This is a genomic window from Weissella soli (assembly GCF_001761545.1).
Lineage (GTDB): Bacteria > Bacillota > Bacilli > Lactobacillales > Lactobacillaceae > Weissella > Weissella soli.
The window spans coordinates 1,409,177-1,433,691 of sequence record NZ_CP017326.1; the positions used below are offsets into that span (position 1 = coordinate 1,409,177).

A 24,515-nucleotide genomic window follows, 5' to 3' on the forward strand; every position below is an offset into this window, starting at 1 on the left:
CTTATCCAATACTCAATAATAGCGTATTTACGAATTTCTATCAAGAAGTTCCCTATGCATTTAGCACATATTTTTCGATTGCGACCCCAACACCGTCTTCATTTTGGGTGGTCGTCTCCGCTTGAGCAATCTGTTTTAATGCAGGTATCGCATTGCCCATAGCAATCCCTAACCCTGCTGTCTCAATCATCGTTAGGTCATTTTGTTGATCTCCTAACGCCATTGTTTCAGCCACAGCTAACTGCAAAATATCACGCAATACGGCCAGCCCTGCGCCTTTTGAAGCCGCTTTATTCATAAATTCAAGATTATGAGGTGTCGACTGCACAACATAATATTTCTCTAGCACGTTTTTTGGCAACGCTTGGTACCATTGCGTAATATCGTTTTCCTCGCCAATCATGATCATCTTAACGTAATCCTCATCGCGTGGCATATCCGCTAATGACACAGTCCGCAAGTCCATATTGATGAGATAATTTTCTAAACTAGCCCACGGATTCACTTCAGTATTGGTAGTATATGCCTTGGTTAACGTTTCCACTTGCAGATAGGCACCGAGGTCAGTAGCAATCGCTTGTAATTCCAAGAAATCGTCTCGCGTCAGGCTTTCACCACCTAATCGCTGGCCACTTGTGGTTTCGACGACTCCGCCATTATACGTAATGACATATTGATCGTCTTGTTGATTCAACCCGAGTTCATCTAAGTAGCGCGTCACTCCTGTCAACGGACGACCCGTTGCTAACACTACTTTCACCCCTTGGGCGGTCGCTTCATTTAACGCCGTCTTAACGCGTGCTGTAATTTCCTTTTGTGAATTAACCAATGTGTCATCAATATCAATTGTAACTAATTTAATACTCATTTTATTCCCCCCTCGACCGGCCGAATGAGACGATCATTATGCACATAACGTTGGAACTCCTCGTATAATGGCGCCATGACATCCCCAACCGCCTGTTCCAATAACATTTCACGCGGAAAGAAGAACCGGGCGTTGCCAAACGTACGTCCTTTAATTGCATCCACCAATGTGCTGACCTCTGACAATTCTCGCATGGTACCATCTTTTTGTACCAACTCAATTTGGGTCTGAGGCTTCTTAGCGTTTGGATGGTATGCATCATAGGGTAAGTCAAAGCTATCATTTTCGGCAGTATAGTATTTTGGTTCGTACCCCGCGGCCGCAATCAATTCTGTGATTGCTGGTAACATCGAACGGGCACCTTCTTCAATCTCAACAGATTTCAAGGGATGCCGATCCAAAAAGCGCGTCGCTAAGTCAGCCAGAATTGGATCTTTCACATGGCGCCATTCACTAATCGCCGCCAACATGATCGAATCATCCAACTCAATATACTCTGTCAGGGTGATACGGCCTTCAAATAGCGAGCGTAGTGATTTTGGCATAAAGTCGCCATCAATCATATCATCGGTCTTGCTTAGTTCAAAATAATCCTTCGCCCGGCGCAAAATATTAGTTAACACGACTTCAAAACCACGTGATACAGGGTGGAAATAGACTTGCGCATACATCTGATAACGGGACACCACGTAATCTTCCACCGCCGCCATACCCTTAAAGTTAAAGGCAATCCCCCCTTTATAGGGACGCATCATGTGGATAATCCGCGACAAATCAAAGGTGCCATAATTCGCGCCCGAATAATAAGCATCCCGCAACAAATAATCCATTCGATCAGCGTCAATTTGACTAGAAATTAATTGCACCACTTGTTGATTGGCATAGGTTTTAGCAATAACGCTAGCGACTTTGGCTGGGAAATCGTCACTAACTCCCCGCAATACTCGGTTAACTTCGGTCTCTGGGGATAGAATGATTTGTTGGGTATACTGCTCATGATCAGTACCAAAAATATGTTCAAAAGTATGCGAGTATGGCCCATGCCCCAAATCGTGTAACAGTGCTGCTGTGAGTAGCACTAGCCGCTCATTAGGATCCCAGCCACCATCATCGGGCGCTTGCATTGTATAATTTTCAGCGAGATGGTCAGCAAACTGGCGCGCAATTTCATACACCCCCAAAGAATGGGAAAATCGTGAGTGCTCTGCCCCATGAAAGACCATGCTAGAAACACCTAGTTGCTTGATGCGACGTAATCGTTGAAATTCACGTGTACCAATTAAATCCAGAATCACTTGATCTTGTACCCGGATAAAATTATGAACTGGGTCACGGAATACCGTTTCTACCATCTCATTTTCTCCCTTTATTTGTTATAGTAAGATTAATATATATTATACCGTATTTTAATCATTCCCACGGTATATAAACGAAGTACGAAAGTGAGCAATCATGACCATTCCAACCGAAAAAACGATCATTAATCTGCATGTTATTACATCAATCACGCAGGGCGATGAACATGAAGTATTTACCTTTGATGAAGCTGGTACTTTATTACATAAAAACGGGGCAAGTTTCATCAAGTACCAAGAACCGCAAGCCGATGGTTCAAAAGCCACCGTCCTTTTCAAGATCAATCCTGATGGCACAGTGCAATTAACCCGCCATGGTCAAAGTGACTTACGCCTCGTGTTTAAAGAAAACGCACGTCAAAGTACCCGCTACCTGACACCCATGGGGCCAATGGTCATCGAAACGCTCACTAACTCAATTGATGCCAGCATCAACGTCGAGCATAGCCAAGGTAATTTAAACATTATCTATTCATTGTACCAGGGTGATTACATGGTCGGCGAATATATTGTCCACGTTGATTTCATCAAAGCATAGCCAAATAAACAGACGAACGATCATCTAAGAGGTGCACGTTCGTCTTTTTATTTGGCTATGTGAAAATTTTATACAGCTACTCGGTAACTCAGCAAACGCGCTGAGCTATAGTTTATAAGACACGCTCATCAACACGCATGTTATGTAGTTAAAAAAACAAAAAAACCCGGTACGCAAGAGGGGGGCGCGTACCGGGTGATGTTGAATACTATCGCAATCAACATAGTATGGGGCGTCAGAATTTGGGGAACTCTGACGGAATTCATATACTTTGGGGAGTAATGAAATCCACTATTGCTAGTAGATACAAGTAATATAGACTATCAAAGTGTTTACTACATGTACAAAACTTTTCTTTTGTGTAACAGAATTTAGTTTTCTTCACTTGCTTCTAATTTTCACCAAGCTTGTGGTTAACTATTTAAATCAGACGTCTTCGTGGTTAATTTAACCTCACTAGTTTGCACTTTACCATTGTGGTAACGCGTCACCTTGATCGTATCACCTAACTTATGCGCATACAAAGCATCCCGTAGATCACCGGTGTCTGTGATCGTTTTACCGTCAATCTTTGTGATCACGTCGTACTTTTCCAAGCCCAACTTTGCCGCTGGCGTATTCTTCACGACACTCATCACAACTACCCCACCAGTGACGCTTGACGGAACATCCAAAACACTTGATTGGTCACTAATAGAAACCTCTGACAAATCCAACATTTTAATACCTAACGCTGGTCGTTCAACTTTACCCTTAGTTTCTAGCTGATTGATGATCGTCACAACTGTGTTTGAAGGAATGGCAAATCCCATCCCTTCAACAGTTGCTTCACTAGTTGAAGTACTTGAGAGTTTCATCGAGTTAATACCAACCACTTGGCCTGCCAAATTAATCAACGCACCCCCTGAATTTCCTGAGTTGATAGCGGCATCTGTTTGAATAACCGTGGCGGTACCAAGCTCATTGCCATCTTCATCCGTTGACTCAACTTCACGCTTAGTAGCTGAAATAATCCCCTGAGTCACTGAAGTAGCATACTCAGTCCCCATGGGTGATCCAATGGCCAAAACTGTTTCACCTGTTTTTAATTCATTTGAATTCGCAAATTCAGCGACATCAGTCACCTTATCCGCCTTAACACGCAAGACTGCTAGGTCACTGATATCATCTGTACCAATCAACTTAGCCGTCAATTTAGTGCCATCACTCAACAAAACTTGCAAAGCATTCGAATCTTCAACCACATGGTTATTGGTGACAATATAGGCGTATTTTCCAGATGTCTTATAGATAACACCTGAACCTTCTGAGGCAGTTTCTAAGCTACTTGAAGAGCTACCGCTGCTGCTCGAAGATGACGACGATTGACCGAACAATGTATCATATCCAGAAATACTGTCATCTTGTTTTTGCAAATTTATGACCGATACAACGGCCGCTGAAGTTTTATTAAATGCTTTTGTAGCTGCTGAACTACCTTTAACATTTGTGTCCGAAACCTTAACCGGCGTTGAATTACTGGTTAACGTCGACCCCGTCTCCGTTTCATTCATAAAATAGGTCAGCCCCGCTGCACCAGCCCCGCCACCGACAAGTCCAGCCACCAAGGCAACCACCCCGACCTTAACTAATGAATTCTTTTTGTCCGCGCGTGTGTCATCCGAGCGGGTCTTCCGATCTAAACCTAACATATGCAACCTCCGCTGAGATACCTTTAATAACTATATTTTAAGGTTGATTACTTTATCAATACTTAAATTTATAACATATAAAAACAGCCTTAGATGGACCGTAATCGAGTGGCGGCATCTGGTGCGGTATCAAATAGCTCAAAATCTTGGTTAACCCCTAGATCGTGTTCTTGCAAAATCGAACTAACGGTTAAATTAGCCAATGGAACTTGATTGTTTTCCGCACTCAGATGACCCAGGTAAACCTGTTTGGTACGGTTACCAATGGCATCAACTAAGGTTAACGCCCCATCTTCATTTGAGAGATGCCCTTCATCCCCTAAAATACGTTGTTTCAATGACCAGGCATAGCTACCATAGCGTAACATTTCGAAATCATGATTAGCTTCCATCAAAATTGCATCTGCATTGCGGATCATGCCCGCAACCTGGTCGGTCACATACCCGACATCCGTTAACATCGCAAAACTTTTATTATTATGATGAAAAACATAAAATTGTGGCTGTGCCGCATCATGTGACACTGAGAAACTTTCAACATCTAAATCACCCAGCAACTTCGTGGAATTCACATCAAACGTAAATTTTTGTTCATCGTTAATTCGACCAATTTTGCCCGCCATTGCTTGCCATGTCAGATCATTTGCATAAACATTCAGCCCGTATTTACGGGCAAGCACCCCAACTGATTGAATATGATCACTGTGCTCATGCGTCACAAAAAGGGAATCGACATCATTTAAAGAACGCCCAATTGAATTCATCAGGCTCTCAATTTTTTTACCACTTAACCCTGCATCTACGAGTACGCGATGCTCATCTGTTTCAATGTATGTCACGTTACCCGAACTTCCTGACGCTAACATTGATACTTTGAATTCGTTCATTTCCCACCTCAAAAACAAGAAGTCGAAGCAGCGCTCCGACTTCTAACTGTTATCTAAAATATTACCACATTACTTGAGTACTGAACCATCAATTGCATTTACACGCAAGATGCTCACATCCCCGTTTGCATCTACCACGGCCACAACCCAAGTTGGGACAAAAATCGTGTCAGCTTTCACTGTAATCAATGCGCTATACGCTAGCTTGGTCCACTTAACCGTACTATTATTTGGTAGCTCATTATATTGGTATAAATCCTTCAGTGCATCAGCCCCAGAAATCACTTCAACGGCATCGCGCAACACCTCAACATTACTGATATACGTTTGCGTATACCGTACTAATCGGTTCTGCTTATCGAAGGTAAATCGAATTTGACCAGCGGTCCCCATGATCACCTGTCGCGCGGTCATTTTTTGTGAATACACCAAACTGTAATGACCATGGCTATCTGGCTTGGTCATGGACGAAAATTGTTTATCAAAACGATACTGAGTACCCGATAAGACCTTAGCCTCATTCTTAAGATACTTACTAATCGATCGCTTAAGTGTCGTTTGTGTCGTGCCAAATTTTTGTGGTTGCTCATAAGTGACTGACAAAGTACCTGTCGCTGAGTCGAACTTCTTCTTACCATCAATCAAATTCATTTGACTTTGCAAATAATTTGAATTCACCTGACCAGATAAGTAACTCCCCATTGAACTCACCGTCGAAGGATTGGTAAATTTTATATTGTCATTGGCCATTTCCGTCAGCACACTCACGGCAGTATCTGCTCGACTGGTCTCAGTATTTGCTCGAATCAATTGCACGGTCAAAAAAATGTTGACCACCCCAAATACCCAAAAGAAGACAATCAGAATTCGTTTAAAATCCATCATTGCACCTCCTTAGTCAGGGCGGAAACCGGGTGCCAGGTCTCATTTTTCGATAATTCGACGTACCACTCTGGTTTTAACACCACAATATTTTCATTCTGCGAATCAGTCTCCCAAGTATAACCAATTCGCATATCAGCGATATCAGTATGGTGATAACCAGCTTGAGCAAGCGTGGCTAACACGGTATCCGTGGGCACAACCTCGGTGATTTCATCATCATCCACTGGCAAGGGTACTTGTAGAATATATTGTGAAAACTCTAAAGTGACATGCTTAGCCGATTTTGTTTTAATCACGACTGTGCCATAACCATTCTGATTGAAAATGGGTAAACCATTACTATACAAACGAAATACCAGGTCACGACCATCATGATGACTTTCAAAATAATATAAATTATCTGGTAACTGCTGTAGTTGTTTCAGCATGGTGTACCCACTACGCAAACGATCTGAATAGCTCGAAATCGGTAAATTCGTGTGATAGTTATCAAATTGGAGCGTGTTTTTCTTGGTATTAATGGTCAACTGCTTAGAATCACCATCGTTATAGATCACATTCGCTTGTTCCTGATAACCACGCGGTGTTGCCTGACTATCTGCAAACAAGGCCGTGACAAAGGTATCCACTTTAGTACTGGCTAACAAGTATGAATATGTAGCCATCTGCAATGACTGGGTATACTTCAACATCAGGTGCTGCGAAAAGTAGGCTACTTTAACTGGCACACGATTTTTCGTCTGACTTAAACTGACATTCTTTAAAGTTTTATCAATATGGGTGATAGTGAATTCATAGACTTTAAGATGTTTGTCATCCAGGAAATAGACTTTATGTGGATTAGCTGATAACGGCACTACCACATTAAAAACATAGCCATTAGCGGGTAGATCAAATTGTGTACCCACCACTTTACTAACGATTTCACCAGCGATACCATCCCCAAAACCCAAAACAGCTGTATTCTTCTGTTTCGCTAGTTGCATTAATTCCTGCCGCGAGACGGAACGACTTTTGACCTTATCAACGCTCCAACTGGACAGCCGTTTTAGAATTTGTCGCGTCGTTGGTCGGAAATCCAGAATCGCTTCATGCTGTCCCATCGCATTATTCCACAGTAACTGCTCAATCGCATAGATATTCTTTTGTGATTTTGGCGTTGAAATAACGCCCGTTGTATCATTAACCGTGCTTTTTGCAATACTCTGGTTTGAATTAAACCAAATCATGAGCGAAAGAAAAACGCTGAGAAGAATCATCACCCCCGTACCAATCGCCCAAATATGTTGCCAAATCAATACACGCACGGTGGCCCACCGTTTATGCTTCATCATCCCATGCTCCTTCATCCCAATCTTCAGCTTCAAAATCAGGTTCGAAAGGTAGTGCAATATAGAATGTTGAACCCTTACCTTCAACTGATTCTGCCCAAATCCGACCATGGAATTGCTCAATAATTTCCTTCGAAATCGCTAAGCCTAGTCCCGAACCGCCTTGGGCTCGTGACCGAGCCTTATCAACACGGAAGAAACGATCAAAGACATGGGTCAAATCTTTCTTAGGGATTCCCAAACCTTGATCTGTAATGCTCAAGATCACATGATGCTCATTTTCGTGCATGCTAACCACAATCTCACTGCCATCCGGTGAATATTTAATAGCGTTATTCATGATATTATCGATAACTTGCGTGAATTTGGAAGTATCCAACTCTGCCCAAACGGGAGCTGTTGTGATATCACGTACAATCGAATACGTTTTTTCTGGTTTATCGTCAGAAGAGATGATCATATCAAACCGATTCAAAATATAATTGAACAATTCGCCCACGTTGACGAATTCCATATTTAATTTCATGCGACCTTGGTCCATACGTGATAATTCTAATAGATCATTGATCATATGAATCATCCGGGTGGTCTCATTTTGTGCCACTGTCAAGAAACTATGCGCGACTGTCTGATCTTCCAAGGCACCATCCTGCAAAGCATCGATGTATGACTTCACTGAAGTCAACGGTGTCCGCAATTCATGTGAGACGTTGGAAACAAACTGACGCCGCTCTTCGTTAATCCGCTCTTGTTCAGTGACATCATGCAACACCACCACCAAGCCTGAGATAAAACCAGATGAGCGTTGTAACAAGTTAACGTAGGCCTTAAGAATTAATGGCCGCTCTTGGGTACTAAAATCAAGCGTAATTTCACCTGTATCTTCGAGCAATTCACGTAATGAGTACTCTTCTTCAATCTTCAATACTTGGATGATGGAACGTTGATCACCCTCATTAAGTGATTCAATCCCAAGAAAGTTTAAAGCAGATGAATTAATGATGTTAATCATCCCGCGTCGATCGGTGGCAATCACCCCATCGGTCATATGCCCCAATACCATGTCCAAACGGCGGCGTTCAAATTCCGTTGAATTAGTCGTTTCTTCGATACGTTCAGCCAACAGATTGACATTTTTACCCAGCTCACCAATTTCATCACGCGAACGAATGATAATTTCGCCTGAATAATCACCACGGGCAATCCGCGTCGTTCGTTCACTAATTTCTGAAATTGGCTTGGTTAAAGCCCGTGAAATAATCAACGACATGACGATTCCCAATGCTATCGCTAATAACGTCGCAGAGAAATAGAGCGTTGAAATCTGCTGCAGACTATCATAGACTGCTTCCAGATTAGCCGTGACTTTTACCACTCCAACCACTGTACTATTGCCATCTGTTGAAGTCACCAAGGGCTTCACAATCACTTGGTAACGTTTATTACCTTTTTTCTCAATTGGATTTTTTGAATATTTAGAATTTGAAAGGGCCGCTCGTAAGTTGGCATCAGTCGTTTTTTGTCCAACCACTGATTGATTATTAATATCGCTAACACCACGAATAATCCCTTTGGCATCAATCACTTCGATATCAGTAATACTGCTATTATTGACCGCCGTAAGTACCGTATGGATATCCGAATTAATTTTTGATCCGCCACTCTCGCCTTCAAGCTGTTGCACCAACGCATCATTAACATACGCCGGCAGAGTAATTTGTTGCCGAAACGATGCCAAACTTGATCGCTCAAGCTGTCGAATAAATACTGCTCCAATTAATTCCAAGGTCACTACTAGGGTTAGCGTAAAAACCAGGGCAATTTTGAAATGAATCGAAGAGAAAAACTTTATCTTTTTTCCAGTCATTATTTCTCCAAAAAGTAAAAGCCAGTCGGACGCTTCAAAGAGGGGCTTCTGCCACCTTTGAAGCGTCCCACCGGCTCCTCAATTAATCTTCGTTGGCCTTCAAATAGTAGCCAACCCCACGTCGTGTCATCAAAATTTGTGGATGACTTGGTGTATCTTCAATCTTTTCACGGATACGACGAACTGTCACATCAACCGTACGAACGTCACCAAAATAATCATAACCCCAAACTGTTTGTAAGAGATCATCCCGTGTCATCACTTGACCAATATGTTTAGCCAAATGATGCAGCAGTTCAAATTCACGGTGCGTCAACTCAATATCCACACCATTCTTTGAAACCATATAGGCGTCAGGATGAATCGTCAACGCGCCGATTTTAATGTCACCCGAATCATCCCCGTTGGATGCAGGTCCAGCCATTGGCGTTTGACGACGCAAATTAGCCTTGATACGAGCCAACAATTCTCGATTTGAGAATGGCTTGGTGACATAGTCATCGGCACCCATCTCAAGTCCTAAAACCTTATCGATTTCAGAATCCTTGGCTGTTACCATGATAACCGGCGTTTGTGATTGCGAACGAATTTGACGCAACACTTCAGTGCCGTCTAATTCTGGTAGCATTTGATCCAGCAACACCAACTCTGGTGATTCTGATTCAAATAACTCAATGGCTTCACGACCATCCATTGCCACAACAACATCATAGCCTTCTTTGGTTAGATTAAATTTGATGATATCTGAAATTGGTTTTTCATCATCCACTACTAAGATTTTTGTCATGTTTAGATTCTCCTCGATACAGCAACCGTGCATATCACACAAATACGTTGCTTGTAGTATTTATAGATTACAAAGTGACAATATTTAATTTACATAATAACAGTAACAATTATATCATGTTACAACGTTTTCAGGTATTTTCATTGCGACATGACCCGATTACTCACATAAAATAAACTTGTTTTTAAAAACACTTGCAAACCATTTATGATGTTGCTATAATATATTCTGTTGTTTGAAAAGAACACATGGACAGTTAGCTCAGTTGGTAGAGCAACGGACTCTTAATCCGTGGGTCCAGGGTTCGAGCCCCTGACTGTCCATCCTAGCCACACTCATCAGGAGTGTGGTTTTTTTATTACTAATAATAAAGCGACTTTCAAATTGAAAGTCGCTTTATTTGTTACCAAATCAAGACACGATCGGCAGCGTCACGCCACATGCCATCACCTTCATGAACGTCAAAGGTTTCAATAAAATCATCGAAATTTGAAACCTGCACATTCACCCGTAACTTAGCTGGTCCATGCACGTCGACACTGGCCATCATCTTCATAAAGTCTTCACGCGCCTTCATACGCCAGATAGTTGCCCAACTCTCAAAGAATTCTTTACTTGAAAAATCAGTCTCACGCTTAGCTGCTTCCAGCGCGGCGGCCAGGCCACCTAGATCAGCTACGTTCTCTGACACTGTTAATTTTCCATTGACCTTAGCGCCATATGAGTCTAGACCATCAAATTGGTCAATCACTGCTTGCGTGCGCCGTTTAAAGGCAGCATAGTCTTCTGCAGTCCACCAGTCCTTCAAACTACCATGTTCATCAAATGAAGCACCGTTTGTGTCAAAAGCGTGTGAAATTTCATGCGCAATCACCGCCCCGATGCCACCGTAATTAGCCGATGCAGATTGATCTAGTGAGTAGAACGGATATTGTAAAATAGCAGCCGGGAAAACAATTTGATTTTGTTGCGGATCATAGTAAGCATTCACCATGTTGGCGGGCATGTGCCATTCACTACGATCAACCGGTTGATTCCATTTTGACCAACTATGAGCGATACTGAGTTCCCGCAATTTTTGTGCATTCTCAAATAAACTCAATGCTGGATCAATTTTCTTATCGAAATAATATGCGGGCAATTTCTCTGGATAACCAATATGTGGCGTGATGGCGTCCAACTTCACAACAGCCTTTGCGCGGGTAGTTGCTTGTAACCAATCAGCCTGTTGCAAGCGTGCCTTGTACACATCAATCATCGTCGCTACTTTTTGTTCAACATCCGCTTTAGCCGCAGCCGAAAACTTCTCGTGGGCGTACCATAGACCCAATGCTTGACTAAAGGGGCTTTCTGCCAAATAATAGGCTGCTTTTTCGGGCGATTGAGCCTCTGGCACCCCGCTCAAAGCCCGGCCATATTCACCTGCCAAAACGCGAATGTCATCAGTTAAGTAGGCCGTATAAGCGCTTGCTACTGAAACTAACAACGTCGCCTTCAACAAAGGCCAAGCTTCTTCAGAGTAAAATTCATCAGCATGTTGCCAGAAACGCTCTTCAGGTACAATCACCAATGCTGGTTCTTCACCTAAAATTTCCTCAAAGATTTCCGTCAATGGTAACTGCGTTAACTTTGTAAATTCATGCCATTCATAAGGGTGGTACAACTTGACATACTCAGAACCCTCTTCATTAGATAAAACATACTTCGCGATGCGGGCATCATAGGCAATTGTCTTATCTAGCAAATCTTCAATTTCGTCAGCTGCAAAGCCAAATTCAGCTAACAGTTTTGCTTTCGCCGAACGCCACTTACTCAGTAATTCCTTGCCTTGCTCATTGTCTTTGGCATAATAGGTCGTATCAGGCAAAATCAAGCCCAATGCATCCGCCCACAACACATTTGTTTGTGCATCCTTAAAGTCTGGTGCCACGCCAAAAGGAAAGGCATTCGGCCGGCCCATCTTCTCAAATGAGGCAATTTTTTGCGTAAATTCGGCAAATGAATTCAATGCTTGATATTCAGCGATAATCGGTAGAACAGGCGCGACACCTACCGCTTCACGCTTATCATAATCTGCTGTTTGCTTATGATAAGCAATGAATTGTTGCAACAATTCATCCTGTGGTACTGCTTCACCTCGTTGCCACTGCGCTGTTGTATCTAGCATCAACGCCTCGATATCATCTGCTAAGTCTGAAAAACCACCCGTGCGTGTCTTATCATCTGGAATCACAGCTGTTTTTTCCCACTCGCCATTGATTGCATCATAAAAATCATCTTGTACTCGAGTCATTCATGCGGGCCTCTTTTTCATTAAATTTTAATGCTTATATTGTATCACTATTTAGTCCCCGGACAACCCAGCAAATTTCACCCAATATTTCATCCAATAATATGAAGATAAATTTGTTTTTTATTAATCAACTTTATTGTAAGATTGAGGATATAGGATAGTATGCCGATATTAGACCAATTGGAGGAATCGCTTATGCCATTTGAATTTGAAAACATTAAAGATCTGGCTGGTGAGACGCTTGAGCGCGTTGACCCAGACACGGTTAAGGAAACTGCTTCAGATTTGTTAGGTGACAAGGCCGAAGTATTGGACAACGTTGATTTGGATGACGTTAAGGACAAGCTTTCTGATTTGCTTGACTAGTTCAGCTTGACTAAATACAAAAAAGGTCAATTTCGTATATCTACGAAATTGACCTTTTTATGTATGGTGTCAGCTAATTACTTAGCTTCCAACTCTGCATAACCCTTTGCCCATTGAGCAATGTTAGCAGTCTTGGCTTGACGTGTCGTCTTGCTTGCATCATGGTTAACTGGACGAGCTCCAGCCCATGAGTTGTGTGGCTTACGAAGTGCCATGTTACTTACCTCCATTTTTGTTATCGATAACCAATACAGTATACCTATGTCCGAGTAGTAAGTCAAACATTGCAGCATAAAATCTTACGGTTTAACACTTATTCCGGCCGGACAAATGCTGTTTGCCATTGTCCGTTCATTTTGCGTTCACGAGCAGCGCGCAGTAAAAAGAAATACTTTTGCTTGGCTAAAGCTGTTTGGGCTTTGATTAGGCGCGGATTAATATCACTCTCAAACAGGGCCTCTTCTGAATTTTTAGCTTTTTGAAAATCATATTTCATATCATCAATTGCAAAAACCAAGCGCCGGTCATATTCACTACGGTCTAATTTTGGTCGACGAAACATTCCAAACATTATAACTTGGTCCTTCCTTCTACTGATTTAATCAGGGTAATTTCATCAGCATAATCGATGTCACTACCAACCGCTAGCCCTGTTGCCAGTCGTGAAACATCTAGTCCCGCCGGCTTTAACAGACGACTCAAATACATCGCTGTCGCTTCACCTTCAGCGTTTGCATTCGTCCCAACAATCACTTCAGCAATCGCTTCATTTTTTTGCAAACGCATCACCAATGATTCGATATTAATATCGTCAGGCCCCTTACCGGCTAGCGGTGATAACACCCCGTGTAATACATGATATAAACCATGGTATTCACCAGTGTTTTCAATCGCCATTAAATCTTTGACTTCTTCAACTACCAAAACGGTGGTTTGATCCCGCGTGACATCAGCACAGATGACGCATGGATCAGTCTCAGTTAAATTACCACAAATACTACAAAAGCGTAAATCACGTTTGGCTGAGACAAGTGATTGGGCGAAGCTGGTCACGTCGTCCTCATCCATATCAATCGTATGAAACGCTAAACGCGTGGCGGTTTTTAACCCAATCCCCGGTAATTTGGTATAACTATCAATTAGCTTTGCAATCGGTTCTGGATATTGCATATTTCCTCCTATAAGGATAGGCTACTTGCCTTAAACAAGTGCTAATTATAAGCCCAATTGCCCAGTATACTTACCAAGGCGTTGCTTCGTATCGTCATCAACTTGCTTCAAGGCCTCATTCACCGCAATGATAATCATGTCTTGTAAATTCTCAACATCATCTGGATCGACGATTTCTGGTTTGATTTGAAGATCTTTCAAAGAACGATCACCGGCAACCGTTGCCCGAACTAAATCTTGTGGCGCACTTCCAATATAGTCAGTTGCCTCAATCTTTTCTTGCTCAGTTTCCATTTCCTTTTGGATTTTTTGTACTTGCTTCATCATTTGTTGCATATTATTGCCACCAAACATACTGCATCCTCCATTAATCTTTTACGACTTTAACAATGTCTCCAAATAAGGCCAACGCCTTTTGCGTACTGGCATCTTGTTCGACAACAACAGGTGATTCAAGTGGCTCATTATCGATTGCCCCCGTCTGACTGGTTGGTGTAGCCGGTTGTGTTGCCATTTGCTGACGCTGTTTAACATACTCTGCCCGAATCGTAGGCCAATTTTCATTATTGATTAATACTAATTGGCGTTCTGCTGAAGCGTTAGAGTAAGTACGAATTTGCTCAGTTAATAAATTAATGAGCGTTGCGTTATTCATGACTTGCACACGAAAAATATCGAAATCAAAACCAATAACTAGTCCAGTAGGTGAGGCAGCGATTGGTTTTGCTGTATTCATCTGCCCCTTTTCAACCCCCGATAATTGGTTGACCACATCAGCCCACACGGTATTCACGCGTTCTAAATCACCCTTGGTCGCTTCATTCAATACCTCAAAAACAGCCGTCTTATTCTCAAGGGGCTTGGGTGCCTTACGAATTGCTTTGTTTGCGGTGACAGCCTCGCTGGCAACCGGCGCTGGTTCAGGGGTGACAGTCGGCGCATCAGTCGACACCGGTGTAGTCGTAGCTGGCACAGGCTGGTTCACCTGTGGCTGGGGTGTTACAACTGCTTGAACCGTTGTTTGAACTTGTGGCTGACTTAACTTCACCGTTAAGACTTCCAAATAAATACTTGGTCGGCTGGTAAAACGCAATTGCTGTTGTGTTTCATTTAAAGTATCAATCATCCGATACCATGTCGTCGCTGGTTGCTCAGCAGCTAATTGTTTAAACGTTTCGTCAGGTACCAATGAAATTAATTCTGGCGCCTCTGAACTCAATAACAAATCACGCGCATAACTAATCAGGTCTTCTACAAAACGCCCAGCATCCTTACCCTCTGACAAGACTTCGGATAACTTCACCAAAGCGGCCTGGGTGTCCTCAGCTACCACGGCGGCCACATACTCGCCCAAAATAGTTTGCGTAACTGATCCAGTAACCAGTAGGGCATTTTCTAAGCTCACATGCCCACTACCAAATGATAAAGCCTGGTCAAGGATACTCAGTGCGTCACGCATACCACCGTCAGCCGCGTTAGCAATCACCCGTATCGCCGCGTCATCAAAGGTATTACTGCGTTCGCCAAGAATGTAAACCATGCGCTCATAGGCTGCCTGTGCATCAATCCGCTTAAAATCGAAGCGTTGCGTACGTGAAATGATCGTCGCTGGAATTTTTTGGGGTTCCGTTGTTGCTAAGATGAAAATCACATTGGCTGGTGGCTCTTCCAAAGTCTTTAATAAGGCATTGAATGCGCCCGTCGACAACATATGCACCTCATCAATGATGTAGACTTTAAACTTAGCTTGCGTCGGTGCGTAATTCACATCCTCTCGAATTTGACGGATTTCATCTACCCCGTTGTTTGAGGCCGCGTCCAGTTCAATCACATCCCCCAGCGTGCCATCATCAGCCGCTTGGCAAAGTGCACACACACCATCCGGTTCACCATCAATTGGATTTAAACAATTGACCGCTTTAGCAAAAATCTTGGCTGCCGATGTTTTACCGGTCCCCCGGGGCCCAGTAAATAAATAGGCATGCGATGTCTGCCCAGTCATAATGGCATTCCGTAATGTCTTGGTGACCACTCCTTGACCAATCATGTCACTAAATTTCTGTGGCCGCCAGGTACGATACAATGCTTGATAAGCCATTCACTCATCCCCCTTTCCCTAATTTCTTCAGATCACGTCAATGATGATCGACATCAGATACATTATCTCTATCTTACCAGAATTAACCCTATATTTAATTAATGAGATAAGAAAAACCGACAATCGTCGCAACGATTGTCGGCAGTTATATTCAAAGTAAGGCACAATGCGAAATCTCCTTAGTGCTGCTGCCTTCCGACCCTGACACGGTTCGAAGCACACACTTGCCTCGTAAAATATAATAACAAACAATCGACCATATTTCAAGTCATTCACTAAGCGCGGACACTATCAAAATAAAAATAAACGCCACTGTATAAATACAGTGACGTCTATCATATAACTAATTTAATTTTCAACCAAATTCAACAATGGCTTACGGAAGATGAACAAAATAACCGCAAAAATCATTGGAATAATTGCAAAAATCATGAAGTATAGGTTGGCGTTTGAGATAAACAAAGGCGCCGTAACCGCATTAATTGATTGGGCAACTGAGTTTGACAACAACCACAATGACATCATTTGTGATTCAAATGACTTGGGTGCCAAACGGTTTGTCACACCATAAGTCACTGGTGAAATCAAGACTTCACCAACGGCTGTCAAAGCAACTGATCCAAAGACCCACATGGCAGAGAAGCCATGACCTTGAGCTGCTGCTGGCATCAACAGGAAGTATGATGCGGCCACAATTAACAACCCCAGCGCATAACGTGAGAACAAGTTTGGTAACTTATCCTCATACTTCTTATAGATAAGGCCCATGATAGTGGTCAAAATCATCACCACAAATGGGTTAACAGATTGCAACCAAACCTTTTGCAAATCAAAGAATCCGACATGCAAGTTGGCCTTTTCGATGAAGGATGCACCAACTGAACCGGCACCTTCTTGAACAGCCCACATTGAGACACCCGCCAACCAAATTGGAATAAAGGCTAAAACCTTGCGCCGTTCAACCTTAGTAACTAACTTTGAACCTGAAATCCGAACAAAGTACGCGACTGAAATGGCGATAGCTAAGAAGGCAACAACATTAGCCATCAAAGCTGAGTTAAATTGACCATTGTTAAAGAGCGCAAATGAACCTGACTTGATATTCGCAGTAATCCCAAAGAAAGCTGCTACAACAACCAGCCCAGCGACAATTGCACCAATCACACGACCGCGTTCTTCTGGCTTAATTGGATTTGGTGCAGGTGTCTTAACATGCTTCAATGAAGTAGCTCGTCCTATCATAAAGACAAACAAACCAATTCCCATCACAATGGCTGCTAATCCAAAGCCGTAGTGGTAACCATAATGATTTTGTAGATAACCAACCATGAATGGTGAGATAAATGAAGCCACGTTAATGGCCACATAGAAGAAACTGAAGACGTAGTCGTAATCTTTTTCATTATCCAAAGATTGGCCAACGAAAGTTGAAACATTGGGCTTCAACATCCCGGTTCCCAAAATCAACAAAGCCAGTGATACGAATAAGGCACTGGCCCCAATTGGCAATGCCAAAACCACGTGACCAGCTAGAATGAAGAAACCACCAATGATGATAATTTTTCCAGTTCCAAAAATACGATCAGCTAACCAACCACCGATCACGGCTGACATGTAGATCAATGCACCATACATTGAAACTACGGCTACGGCTGTCGTGTTATCAAACCCAAGACCGCCCTTACCAACAGTAGCCACCATGTAGTAAAGCAAAATAGCTTTCATACCATAGTATGAGAAGCGTTCGGCAAATTCAGTCCCTAAGACTGTTGGATAGCCCTTTGGGAATCCAAAAATACCCGTTTTTTTCTCTTGCATGAGTTCATCTCCTATATACTAGAGCGTTCTATGAAATTTCTGCTCTATTAATTAAAAATAAGACAAAGTTTGATGAACTGACTCATAAATTTTGTCAGGCCAAAAAACCAACCATTCAAGTTTAGCAAGGTTTGAATGTGAATACAACTGTATCATGTATCCTAATTTTTCTCATAAACAAAAAAAGAACTGCGTTGTTAACCACAGTTCGTATTATTGTTCGTGTTTTATAGCCTTACGGGCACGCTTAGCCGCTTTTTGCTGCGCCCGAATTTTACGAAAAAAATTAGTCAGCATTTCACTGGTTTCGGCCGCGCGCACACCCTGGTGGACCTGGACTTGATGATTCAATCTCTCATCCTCTAGTAAGTGATACATCGAATGAACCCCACCAGCTTTCGGATCTTCGGCCCCGTAGTAGACATCTGTGATACGGGTTTGTTGGATAAGGCCGGCACACATGATGCACGGTTCTAACGTCACGAACACCTGCGCATCTGGCAAGCGCCATGAATGCAGTACCCGGCTTGCTTCAACAATGGCCTGATACTCGGCATGTTGACTCGGATCTTCGAGTCGTTCACGTAAGTTAAAGCCGCGCGCAATGATTTGACCATCAACAACCACCACTGCGCCAATTGGCACTTCACCAAGAGCCTCAGCTTTGTGGGCTTCCATGATGGCTTCACCCATAAAATGATCAATTTGCTCAGGCGTTAGCATTGCCGTCATAGACACTCTCCAAAATATAATAACCTTTATTCTTTGCAATCACTGCCACGTTACCAAAGGTTTCTTCCATTAATTTCTTAGCGGATGGTGCGCCTTGTTTCTTTTGCAAAACAACTGTCAAAGTTCCCCCCGCTACCAAATGATCCACCGCACCAGCAATCATATCGGTCACAATCTGCTTACCTGCACGAACTGGTGGATTCGTCAAAATAGCAGCGTACTTATCCTGAATATTTTGATATCGGTCTGTTTGGATACCCTCCACTCGGGCACCGACGCCATTTTTCGCTGCGTTCTTTAACACCAATGCCAAAGCACGTTCATTAATTTCAGCAGCATCAAATTCACGATCGGGCATCTGCGTGGCTAAACTAATCGCAACTGGACCATAGCCTGCACCTAAATCTAAAATTTTGCCCATCGGAATATCTTGATTAAAAGCTTCCAACATCACGCGTGTTCCAAAATCAACTGTTTGCTTTGAAAAAACACCCGCATCAGTGGTGAACGTGAATGTACGATCAAATAACGGAAACGACCAAGTATGTTCGTCATGCGCCGTTGTCGGCGTTTGTGTATAGTAGTGCTCTTCAGCCATATAGTTTCATCTCACTTAATTGTTCTAATGCATTAATTGTACCAGACAAACCTTGATCGCGTTTATTTCCAGCCAAAATACCCGCTCATGCCCCCCTTTTAATGGTCTCGATCAATGGCTGTACTGAAAATAAATGCCCATCATTTCTGGAAACGATGGGCATGGTGCGTTGATTATTTAAAGTATTTCGCTAAAAACTTTGCTACTTTAGCTTGGTACTTGGTTGGGTTTGTGGCATATGACTGCACATGCGCTGCTCCTGGAACCTTATATTTTTCCCGAATTCCCTTAGTAGCATTGTAATTTTGATTCAAAAATGCGGTTGGCACAAATGTATCGTTACCACCATGAATGAATAACATTGGTTTATGATTCTTAGCCAAATAATCAGTTGGTGTGGCCTGGCCAATGCTATAGCCTGCCAAAATCTTGGCATATATTGAAACCACATGGATTAATGGCCATGCGACTAGATAAGGCAAATGATACATGTCCTGGGCTTCATGAAAGAGTTCCGCATAGGTTGAAGAGTACCCCGCATCCTCAATAAACGCTTTCACTTGAGTTGGTGTGTTCATACCAGAAAGGGTCATCGTTGTCGCACCACCCAATGAAGCGCCCATCACCACAATTTCAGATTGCTGACCATTATGCTTAATAATTTTCTGAATCCATTGCCGCATATCCTTAGCTTCGAGGTAGCCATAACCGATATACTTGCCACCTGATTTACCAGCCGCCCGATTATCAGGCAACAATACATTGTAGCCCATTTTATGGAATAACGTCCCATACGGTGCCATCGCAACGTGGTCAACACCAAAACCATGCACCACTAACACGGTCTTGGTAGTTGGTTTATCAGCCTTCCAATAGTTACCCACTAGTTTTGTGCCATCCTGTGCGGTTAAATGCCAAGTCGTTTTTGAGGCAGTCAAAAACGCTTGTTGCTCCACATAGAGTGGCTTGCCCTTAGAAATCGCCCGTCCCGTGATAAACGACTTATCCGACCGAACGACCGCCACCGTAAAGAAATAATAACCAACACCAGCCGTTAGGACCGCTAAAACAAGAATGATGGCTGTCAAACTAGTCCATATTTTCCGTGCCCGTGACCACGGTTGTTTTCGCTTCATCATACATACTCCTCGTAAATTGAATAAAAATAAGTGCAAGGAATATTGTAACAAAGAATCTGGTGGATTGAACACCTTTGACAAGCTTATTAAAAAAGCAGACTTGCCAATTATGACAACCCTGCTTCACCAAACCCGATGAATTATACAAATTGCGCCGACAAAGTTAAGAACTCATCAATATCTTGCTTCACCAAATCCGCAGCGGCTTGCCAGAAGTCTGGCTTGGTCAGATCAGCACCCAAATGCTTAAGGGCCAACTCCTCAGTCGTCATATTAGCTGTGTCACGCAACAAAGCAATATACGCCTCTTCAAAGTTATCTTGTGTTTGCGCCCAGGCATAGATACTCGTTGAGAATAAATAACCAAATGTGTATGGGAAATTGTAGAATGGCACATCATCAATATAGAAATGTAATTTTGATGACCAGAAGTGGGGGTGCCGAACCGTTAAGATATCCGCGAAAGCATCCTTTTGTGCCGCATCCATCAACTCATTCAAACGTTCAGCTGGGACATACCCTTGCTTACGTTCCTTGTAAAAGGCATCCTCAAACTCAAAGCGCGCATGAATGTTTAAAAACATGGCGATGGGATTGGTCATTTTAGCATCCAACAATACGACCTTTTCAGCATCTGATTTAGCAGCTTGGACATTCGCATCAGCAATCAGCATTTCAGCAAATGTTGATGCTGTCTCCGCCACATTCATTGCATACTGGTCACGCCATTGTGGCAAATCCTGCAAAACTGATGTGTGGAAGCCGTGCCCCAATTCATGGGCCACCGTAGCGGCATCGTTCACAGAACCCGTAAACGTCAAGAAAATACGTGATTCTTTGACATCAGGGACTGATTCCATCCAGCCACCTGGTTGCTTACCAGGTCGATCTTCTGCCTCAATCCATTGCTTTTCAAAAGCACTTTTGGCAAAAGCAGCCATCTTAGGTGAGTACTTACCAAAGTTTTCGATAATAAATTTAGCCGCATCATCGTAAGTTAATTCAGCTGGTTCATAATCACCTAAACTGGTAATAGGGGCAACTTGGTCTTGCCAACCAATACCATCAAGTCCTAATAGTTGTGCTTTACGCTCAAAATAGGGCTTGAACATTTCCTTATTCGCATCAACAACTGACCACATGGTATCTAACGTTTCACGTGACATATGGTTGATTTCTAATGGTTGTTCCAAGTGATCTTTGTACCCATGCGCTGCTTGCTCAGTCAGACGAGCCCCGGCTAAATGATTTAGGGTATCTGCCGTCAACTTGTCGGCCCCACCCCACATCTTTTCGTAACCAGCCATCAACTCCGCCCGCACCTGAGCATCGGGATAACCATCTAAATTATTGAGGGCTTGCCCCGCTGAAATTTCTTTAACTTCACCCTTTTCATTAGTGAATGGCATCGTCAAACTACCGGCGATCGTATCGTAATGTGCTGACCACCCTTTCAATCCATCTAAGCGCAAGTTATTCAATAGACTCTCAGTCGTATCGTCTAACAAACGTTCTGCAGCTTGTCGATTTTCCCGTAAAGTAAAGGCGACCACGGCTAATTCAGGAACTTTCAAGGCTTCTTCAAATTCTTCATCAGTAAATGTCACTAACTTCTTTGCAAACACATCCGCAGGCGCTTGAAAGTCCACAAATAATTGCTCGATCCGTGACAGATATGGCCGATACACGCCATTAGTGAAGTCTGCCGCGTACAACGCATTAACAAACAGACCGGCCGTACGCAAGCCTGCGTCAATTACCTGGGCGTCATTCACTAACTTTACCAGACCACGATACACTGGTGCATCTTTTTCATATGCCGCCACTGCAGTCGCAAAATCGGCAATTTGTGTAACTAATAAATCCAACTTTGCTGCTAATTCTGGTGACTCAATGCCACCGGGATAGATACTATCAAGATTCCAATTTAGTGAATACGTCATGTCTACACTCTTTTCTCATTTTGTTCTAATTAGTATATCATACTATACCCTGTCTGATAAACGTCCCGCAATCAGTCTAATAATGATGCATTTTCAATCACTATTAGTCAAAAATAGCTCGCCAAGGCATCTCTGCTTGGCGAGCTATTTTATTCATTGACTCATAATCTGCTGTTGACCTTTAAAACAGTTCTTCTTGATGGTTGATTTTAATATCATCATCTTGAATAAAGCTATGACTACGATTTTTATTTTGGAAGTACTCGTTAATTGATTGAAAGATATTATAACGATCTTGGTCAGTTAGAGGTGAACCATTAAAATCAATTTCTTTTCCCGACAAGAACAGCAAAGACAAATCCGTCTTTTCAACGCTGACGCGACCAACTAGAAAATCCATGGTGACATCAAAATAGTCCGCCAATTTCTGTACTTCAATATAAGAAGGTGAGCGATCGCCACGTTCCCAATTACCAATTTGAGCAGCTGTGTTTGGCTTCTGCCCTGGTTCGAGCTGTCGATTCAACTCAGCAGCCAAGGTGTCCATGGTAATATTATGTCCTTTACGCAATTGACGTAAACGTTCTGGGAACATAGTTTCGTCTCCTTTCTATATTTTATTGCTTATCAATACTCAGCACCTACTATGATACCTTAATTTATTTGGTTTTTCCACAGGTACATGTGGACAACTTTTAAACCCAGCATGCACCCGTGCACACAAGTTAACTTAACCATGTCAAAAAAGGGCCAAAATTAGCTAGGCTGCTTACTTGTTTTTAGCTTTACCAAAAAGTCGAAGCGCTTTTTTCACTGCTTGATTTAAATCCTCTTGTTGCACCTCAGCGCCCTTTTCAAGCCGTTCTACCAATTTCCAGCCCATCGTTTCGGTCACAGTGGCTGCAAAACTAGCATTAATAATGCCCCCAGTAATCGTCCCAACACCAGGTAAAATTTTCATAAAATTACCCAAGGTTAGATGAGCAAAAGTGGTTGCCATCGTTGCTGATGACATGCCGCGTGCAAAACCAGCATTGATCTCTTTGCCATATAACTTGTACAGTGCTGTAATCATCCCCACTTGTGCGGGCACAATCACGACCTCATCAGCAAACGGTACAGGTGAAGCACCCACACCGGCAGCTGCGATCGTTGCCGTATGAATAATCGCGGCTGCTTGTTGTCGTTGTGTTAAGCCAGTGGCTACTTCTTGAACAGTACGTATGGTTTTCTTAATCATCAGCAGTCTCCTTACTATTTGCTTTTTAATACCATGACATCAACCGTGACCTTCGGGAGCGGTTGCGTCTCAGCAGCAGTTTGTGCCTCCGGTCGCGCGCCCCAATGTAACGGTGTCATGTGTAACAAATCGACCCATAGGTCACTCGGAATGATCCATTCATAGGTTACCTGTTCAACTGTCGCAGCTGGATAATGCTGCTTGAACAGTTCAACCACCCGTGAATTATCATAGGTATGGTTAGGTGATTCCACTGGGTATAACAATTCCCGCAATTCATGTAGATAACCTGACGCGGGCACAATTTTAACAATTGTACCATTTGGAGCTAAAACCCGGTTAAATTCTTCATACGCAGAAGGTGAAAAAAATTCAACGACTGCATCAAATACAGCATCATTAAAAGGTAATTGTGCTAGATCAGCCACCGCAAAAAAAGCAGATGTATCTAATTGTGTTGCCAGATTAACTCCCGCCTTGCTGATGTCAAACCCCACACCAATATCCTGGGTGGCCCGTGCAGCTAACAATTTTGCAAAGGGGGTTCCCTCCCCAGTGCCGACATCTAGAATGCGTAGCTTCTCAGTTGGCAACGCCCGCTGCATCCCTGCCACAATCCCATCAAATAACCCGGCTGTTAACACTTTACGGCGTGAAACCAGCATCGCATCATCATATTCCGTATTCACGGCATGATTCAAAAATACCAAGCTACCTTTTTTATTAATGTCCAAGCGATGCCCCGCAGCACACACCAAACTAGTTCCTTCTATATAATCATATGGTAAATGATCAACATTACAACGGAATAGCGCTAAGTTACGTGTGACAAATTGCGTACCCTTTTCAATTTTCTTCATAGTCATCTCTTTTCAGTTCTTCTGATGCTATTATATCAACATTTTCAAA

Annotated in this window: 24 protein-coding genes, 1 tRNA gene and 1 other RNA gene; 3 read left to right on the forward strand and 23 right to left on the reverse strand. The window is 42.8% G+C overall.

Annotation, left to right across the window (positions count from 1 at the left end; genetic code table 11):
* Nucleotides 1-52: 52 nt before the first annotated feature.
* Nucleotides 53-868, reverse strand: coding sequence for a Cof-type HAD-IIB family hydrolase (locus tag WSWS_RS06825; protein WP_070230565.1), 816 nt, complete (start codon nucleotides 866-868; stop codon nucleotides 53-55).
* On the reverse strand, nucleotides 865-2,220 hold the full coding sequence (locus WSWS_RS06830; RefSeq protein WP_070230566.1) for an HD domain-containing protein: 1,356 nt from the start codon (nucleotides 2,218-2,220) through the stop codon (nucleotides 865-867). Before WSWS_RS06830 ends, WSWS_RS06825 begins: the two co-directional genes overlap by 4 nt.
* A gap of 100 nt (nucleotides 2,221-2,320) precedes the next feature.
* Between WSWS_RS06830 and WSWS_RS06835 the strand changes: the two genes are divergently transcribed.
* A complete protein-coding gene (locus WSWS_RS06835; RefSeq protein WP_070230567.1) occupies nucleotides 2,321-2,761 on the forward strand; it encodes a YwiB family protein in 441 nt (146 codons plus the stop codon).
* Between the two features lie 413 nt (nucleotides 2,762-3,174).
* Here the strand turns inward: WSWS_RS06835 and WSWS_RS06840 are convergent, their stop codons facing one another.
* The 6 genes from WSWS_RS06840 to yycF form a co-directional block, all read right to left on the reverse strand.
* The gene (locus WSWS_RS06840) at nucleotides 3,175-4,452 is read right to left on the reverse strand and encodes a S1C family serine protease (protein ID WP_070230568.1); all 1,278 of its coding nucleotides are present in this window, start codon (nucleotides 4,450-4,452) and stop codon (nucleotides 3,175-3,177) included.
* A gap of 89 nt (nucleotides 4,453-4,541) precedes the next feature.
* Nucleotides 4,542-5,339, reverse strand: coding sequence for an MBL fold metallo-hydrolase (locus WSWS_RS06845; RefSeq protein ID WP_070230569.1), 798 nt, complete (start codon nucleotides 5,337-5,339; stop codon nucleotides 4,542-4,544).
* 69 nt (nucleotides 5,340-5,408) lie between these two features.
* The gene (locus WSWS_RS06850; RefSeq protein ID WP_070230570.1) at nucleotides 5,409-6,221 is read right to left on the reverse strand and encodes a two-component system regulatory protein YycI; all 813 of its coding nucleotides are present in this window, start codon (nucleotides 6,219-6,221) and stop codon (nucleotides 5,409-5,411) included.
* Nucleotides 6,221-7,558: a two-component system activity regulator YycH gene (yycH, locus tag WSWS_RS06855; RefSeq protein WP_164699454.1), complete on the reverse strand. Its 1,338-nt coding sequence runs from the start codon at nucleotides 7,556-7,558 to the stop codon at nucleotides 6,221-6,223. The genes WSWS_RS06850 and yycH overlap by 1 nt, the downstream gene beginning before the upstream one ends.
* Nucleotides 7,545-9,422, reverse strand: coding sequence for a cell wall metabolism sensor histidine kinase WalK (gene walK / locus WSWS_RS06860; RefSeq protein ID WP_070230572.1), 1,878 nt, complete (start codon nucleotides 9,420-9,422; stop codon nucleotides 7,545-7,547). The genes yycH and walK overlap by 14 nt, the downstream gene beginning before the upstream one ends.
* A gap of 82 nt (nucleotides 9,423-9,504) precedes the next feature.
* Nucleotides 9,505-10,209, reverse strand: a complete 705-nt coding sequence (gene yycF, locus WSWS_RS06865; RefSeq protein WP_070230573.1) for a response regulator YycF — start codon at nucleotides 10,207-10,209, stop codon at nucleotides 9,505-9,507.
* 250 nt (nucleotides 10,210-10,459) lie between these two features.
* On the opposite strand from yycF, the gene WSWS_RS06870 reads away from it, so the two are divergent.
* Nucleotides 10,460-10,532: transfer RNA gene (locus WSWS_RS06870), tRNA-Lys, on the forward strand.
* An 80-nt stretch (nucleotides 10,533-10,612) separates the two neighbouring features.
* On the opposite strand, the gene WSWS_RS06875 is transcribed toward WSWS_RS06870, so the two are convergent.
* Nucleotides 10,613-12,502 carry a M13-type metalloendopeptidase gene (locus WSWS_RS06875; protein ID WP_070230574.1) on the reverse strand — a complete coding sequence of 630 codons (1,890 nt, stop codon included), beginning with the start codon at nucleotides 12,500-12,502 and terminating at the stop codon, nucleotides 10,613-10,615.
* Between the two features lie 195 nt (nucleotides 12,503-12,697).
* Between WSWS_RS06875 and WSWS_RS08205 the strand changes: the two genes are divergently transcribed.
* A complete protein-coding gene (locus WSWS_RS08205; protein WP_164699455.1) occupies nucleotides 12,698-12,868 on the forward strand; it encodes a hypothetical protein in 171 nt (56 codons plus the stop codon).
* Nucleotides 12,869-12,945: 77 nt separating this feature from the next.
* Here the strand turns inward: WSWS_RS08205 and WSWS_RS08210 are convergent, their stop codons facing one another.
* The 14 genes from WSWS_RS08210 to WSWS_RS06940 form a co-directional block, all read right to left on the reverse strand.
* On the reverse strand, nucleotides 12,946-13,083 hold the full coding sequence (locus WSWS_RS08210; RefSeq protein WP_164699457.1) for a hypothetical protein: 138 nt from the start codon (nucleotides 13,081-13,083) through the stop codon (nucleotides 12,946-12,948).
* Nucleotides 13,084-13,181: 98 nt separating this feature from the next.
* The gene (locus WSWS_RS06880; RefSeq protein ID WP_114981414.1) at nucleotides 13,182-13,439 is read right to left on the reverse strand and encodes a YaaL family protein; all 258 of its coding nucleotides are present in this window, start codon (nucleotides 13,437-13,439) and stop codon (nucleotides 13,182-13,184) included.
* On the reverse strand, nucleotides 13,439-14,038 hold the full coding sequence (recR, locus tag WSWS_RS06885; protein WP_070230576.1) for a recombination mediator RecR: 600 nt from the start codon (nucleotides 14,036-14,038) through the stop codon (nucleotides 13,439-13,441). The genes WSWS_RS06880 and recR overlap by 1 nt, the downstream gene beginning before the upstream one ends.
* Before the next feature lie 45 nt (nucleotides 14,039-14,083).
* A complete protein-coding gene (locus tag WSWS_RS06890; RefSeq protein WP_070230577.1) occupies nucleotides 14,084-14,392 on the reverse strand; it encodes a YbaB/EbfC family nucleoid-associated protein in 309 nt (102 codons plus the stop codon).
* A 13-nt stretch (nucleotides 14,393-14,405) separates the two neighbouring features.
* Nucleotides 14,406-16,136, reverse strand: coding sequence for a DNA polymerase III subunit gamma/tau (dnaX, locus tag WSWS_RS06895; RefSeq protein ID WP_070230578.1), 1,731 nt, complete (start codon nucleotides 16,134-16,136; stop codon nucleotides 14,406-14,408).
* A gap of 145 nt (nucleotides 16,137-16,281) precedes the next feature.
* Nucleotides 16,282-16,377, reverse strand: an RNA gene (ffs, locus tag WSWS_RS06900) — signal recognition particle sRNA small type.
* Between the two features lie 107 nt (nucleotides 16,378-16,484).
* Entirely contained in the window at nucleotides 16,485-17,954 is a 1,470-nt protein-coding gene (locus WSWS_RS06905; protein ID WP_070230579.1) for a peptide MFS transporter, read from the reverse strand.
* A 213-nt stretch (nucleotides 17,955-18,167) separates the two neighbouring features.
* Nucleotides 18,168-18,677 (reverse strand): tRNA adenosine(34) deaminase TadA, encoded by a 510-nt coding sequence (gene tadA / locus WSWS_RS06910; RefSeq protein ID WP_070230843.1) that lies wholly within the window; start codon nucleotides 18,675-18,677, stop codon nucleotides 18,168-18,170.
* Nucleotides 18,664-19,284 carry a class I SAM-dependent methyltransferase gene (locus tag WSWS_RS06915; RefSeq protein WP_070230580.1) on the reverse strand — a complete coding sequence of 207 codons (621 nt, stop codon included), beginning with the start codon at nucleotides 19,282-19,284 and terminating at the stop codon, nucleotides 18,664-18,666. The genes tadA and WSWS_RS06915 overlap by 14 nt, the downstream gene beginning before the upstream one ends.
* Before the next feature lie 173 nt (nucleotides 19,285-19,457).
* Entirely contained in the window at nucleotides 19,458-20,423 is a 966-nt protein-coding gene (locus WSWS_RS06920) for an alpha/beta hydrolase (protein ID WP_070230581.1), read from the reverse strand.
* Between the two features lie 140 nt (nucleotides 20,424-20,563).
* Complete coding sequence (locus WSWS_RS06925) at nucleotides 20,564-22,366, reverse strand: M3 family oligoendopeptidase (protein ID WP_070230582.1); 1,803 nt, start codon at nucleotides 22,364-22,366, stop codon at nucleotides 20,564-20,566.
* Between the two features lie 181 nt (nucleotides 22,367-22,547).
* Nucleotides 22,548-22,961 carry a helix-turn-helix domain-containing protein gene (locus tag WSWS_RS06930; protein ID WP_070230583.1) on the reverse strand — a complete coding sequence of 138 codons (414 nt, stop codon included), beginning with the start codon at nucleotides 22,959-22,961 and terminating at the stop codon, nucleotides 22,548-22,550.
* A gap of 174 nt (nucleotides 22,962-23,135) precedes the next feature.
* Nucleotides 23,136-23,606, reverse strand: coding sequence for a YcjF family protein (locus WSWS_RS06935; protein WP_070230584.1), 471 nt, complete (start codon nucleotides 23,604-23,606; stop codon nucleotides 23,136-23,138).
* Between the two features lie 14 nt (nucleotides 23,607-23,620).
* Nucleotides 23,621-24,466: a methyltransferase domain-containing protein gene (locus WSWS_RS06940; RefSeq protein ID WP_070230585.1), complete on the reverse strand. Its 846-nt coding sequence runs from the start codon at nucleotides 24,464-24,466 to the stop codon at nucleotides 23,621-23,623.
* Nucleotides 24,467-24,515 lie beyond the last annotated feature (49 nt).

Excerpts from the sequence above, each read along its gene's own strand:
- tadA (WP_070230843.1), bottom strand. The coding sequence starts at position 18,677 with ATGCTAACGCCTGAGCAAATTGATCATTTTATGGGTGAAGCCATCATG.
- yycF (WP_070230573.1), bottom strand. The coding sequence starts at position 10,209 with ATGACAAAAATCTTAGTAGTGGATGATGAAAAACCAATTTCAGATATC.
- WSWS_RS06905 (WP_070230579.1), bottom strand. The coding sequence starts at position 17,954 with ATGCAAGAGAAAAAAACGGGTATTTTTGGATTCCCAAAGGGCTATCCA.
- WSWS_RS06830 (WP_070230566.1), bottom strand. The coding sequence starts at position 2,220 with ATGGTAGAAACGGTATTCCGTGACCCAGTTCATAATTTTATCCGGGTA.
- WSWS_RS06835 (WP_070230567.1), top strand. The coding sequence starts at position 2,321 with ATGACCATTCCAACCGAAAAAACGATCATTAATCTGCATGTTATTACA.
- dnaX (WP_070230578.1), bottom strand. The coding sequence starts at position 16,136 with ATGGCTTATCAAGCATTGTATCGTACCTGGCGGCCACAGAAATTTAGT.
- WSWS_RS06890 (WP_070230577.1), bottom strand. The coding sequence starts at position 14,392 with ATGTTTGGTGGCAATAATATGCAACAAATGATGAAGCAAGTACAAAAA.
- WSWS_RS06880 (WP_114981414.1), bottom strand. The coding sequence starts at position 13,439 with ATGTTTGGAATGTTTCGTCGACCAAAATTAGACCGTAGTGAATATGAC.
- WSWS_RS06850 (WP_070230570.1), bottom strand. The coding sequence starts at position 6,221 with ATGGATTTTAAACGAATTCTGATTGTCTTCTTTTGGGTATTTGGGGTG.
- WSWS_RS08205 (WP_164699455.1), top strand. The coding sequence starts at position 12,698 with ATGCCATTTGAATTTGAAAACATTAAAGATCTGGCTGGTGAGACGCTT.
- WSWS_RS06845 (WP_070230569.1), bottom strand. The coding sequence starts at position 5,339 with ATGAACGAATTCAAAGTATCAATGTTAGCGTCAGGAAGTTCGGGTAAC.
- WSWS_RS06920 (WP_070230581.1), bottom strand. The coding sequence starts at position 20,423 with ATGATGAAGCGAAAACAACCGTGGTCACGGGCACGGAAAATATGGACT.
- WSWS_RS08210 (WP_164699457.1), bottom strand. The coding sequence starts at position 13,083 with ATGGCACTTCGTAAGCCACACAACTCATGGGCTGGAGCTCGTCCAGTT.
- WSWS_RS06840 (WP_070230568.1), bottom strand. The coding sequence starts at position 4,452 with ATGTTAGGTTTAGATCGGAAGACCCGCTCGGATGACACACGCGCGGAC.
- WSWS_RS06935 (WP_070230584.1), bottom strand. The coding sequence starts at position 23,606 with ATGATTAAGAAAACCATACGTACTGTTCAAGAAGTAGCCACTGGCTTA.
- WSWS_RS06925 (WP_070230582.1), bottom strand. The coding sequence starts at position 22,366 with ATGACGTATTCACTAAATTGGAATCTTGATAGTATCTATCCCGGTGGC.
- WSWS_RS06825 (WP_070230565.1), bottom strand. The coding sequence starts at position 868 with ATGAGTATTAAATTAGTTACAATTGATATTGATGACACATTGGTTAAT.
- WSWS_RS06940 (WP_070230585.1), bottom strand. The coding sequence starts at position 24,466 with ATGAAGAAAATTGAAAAGGGTACGCAATTTGTCACACGTAACTTAGCG.
- recR (WP_070230576.1), bottom strand. The coding sequence starts at position 14,038 with ATGCAATATCCAGAACCGATTGCAAAGCTAATTGATAGTTATACCAAA.
- yycH (WP_164699454.1), bottom strand. The coding sequence starts at position 7,558 with ATGATGAAGCATAAACGGTGGGCCACCGTGCGTGTATTGATTTGGCAA.
- WSWS_RS06930 (WP_070230583.1), bottom strand. The coding sequence starts at position 22,961 with ATGTTCCCAGAACGTTTACGTCAATTGCGTAAAGGACATAATATTACC.
- WSWS_RS06875 (WP_070230574.1), bottom strand. The coding sequence starts at position 12,502 with ATGACTCGAGTACAAGATGATTTTTATGATGCAATCAATGGCGAGTGG.
- walK (WP_070230572.1), bottom strand. The coding sequence starts at position 9,422 with ATGACTGGAAAAAAGATAAAGTTTTTCTCTTCGATTCATTTCAAAATT.
- WSWS_RS06915 (WP_070230580.1), bottom strand. The coding sequence starts at position 19,284 with ATGGCTGAAGAGCACTACTATACACAAACGCCGACAACGGCGCATGAC.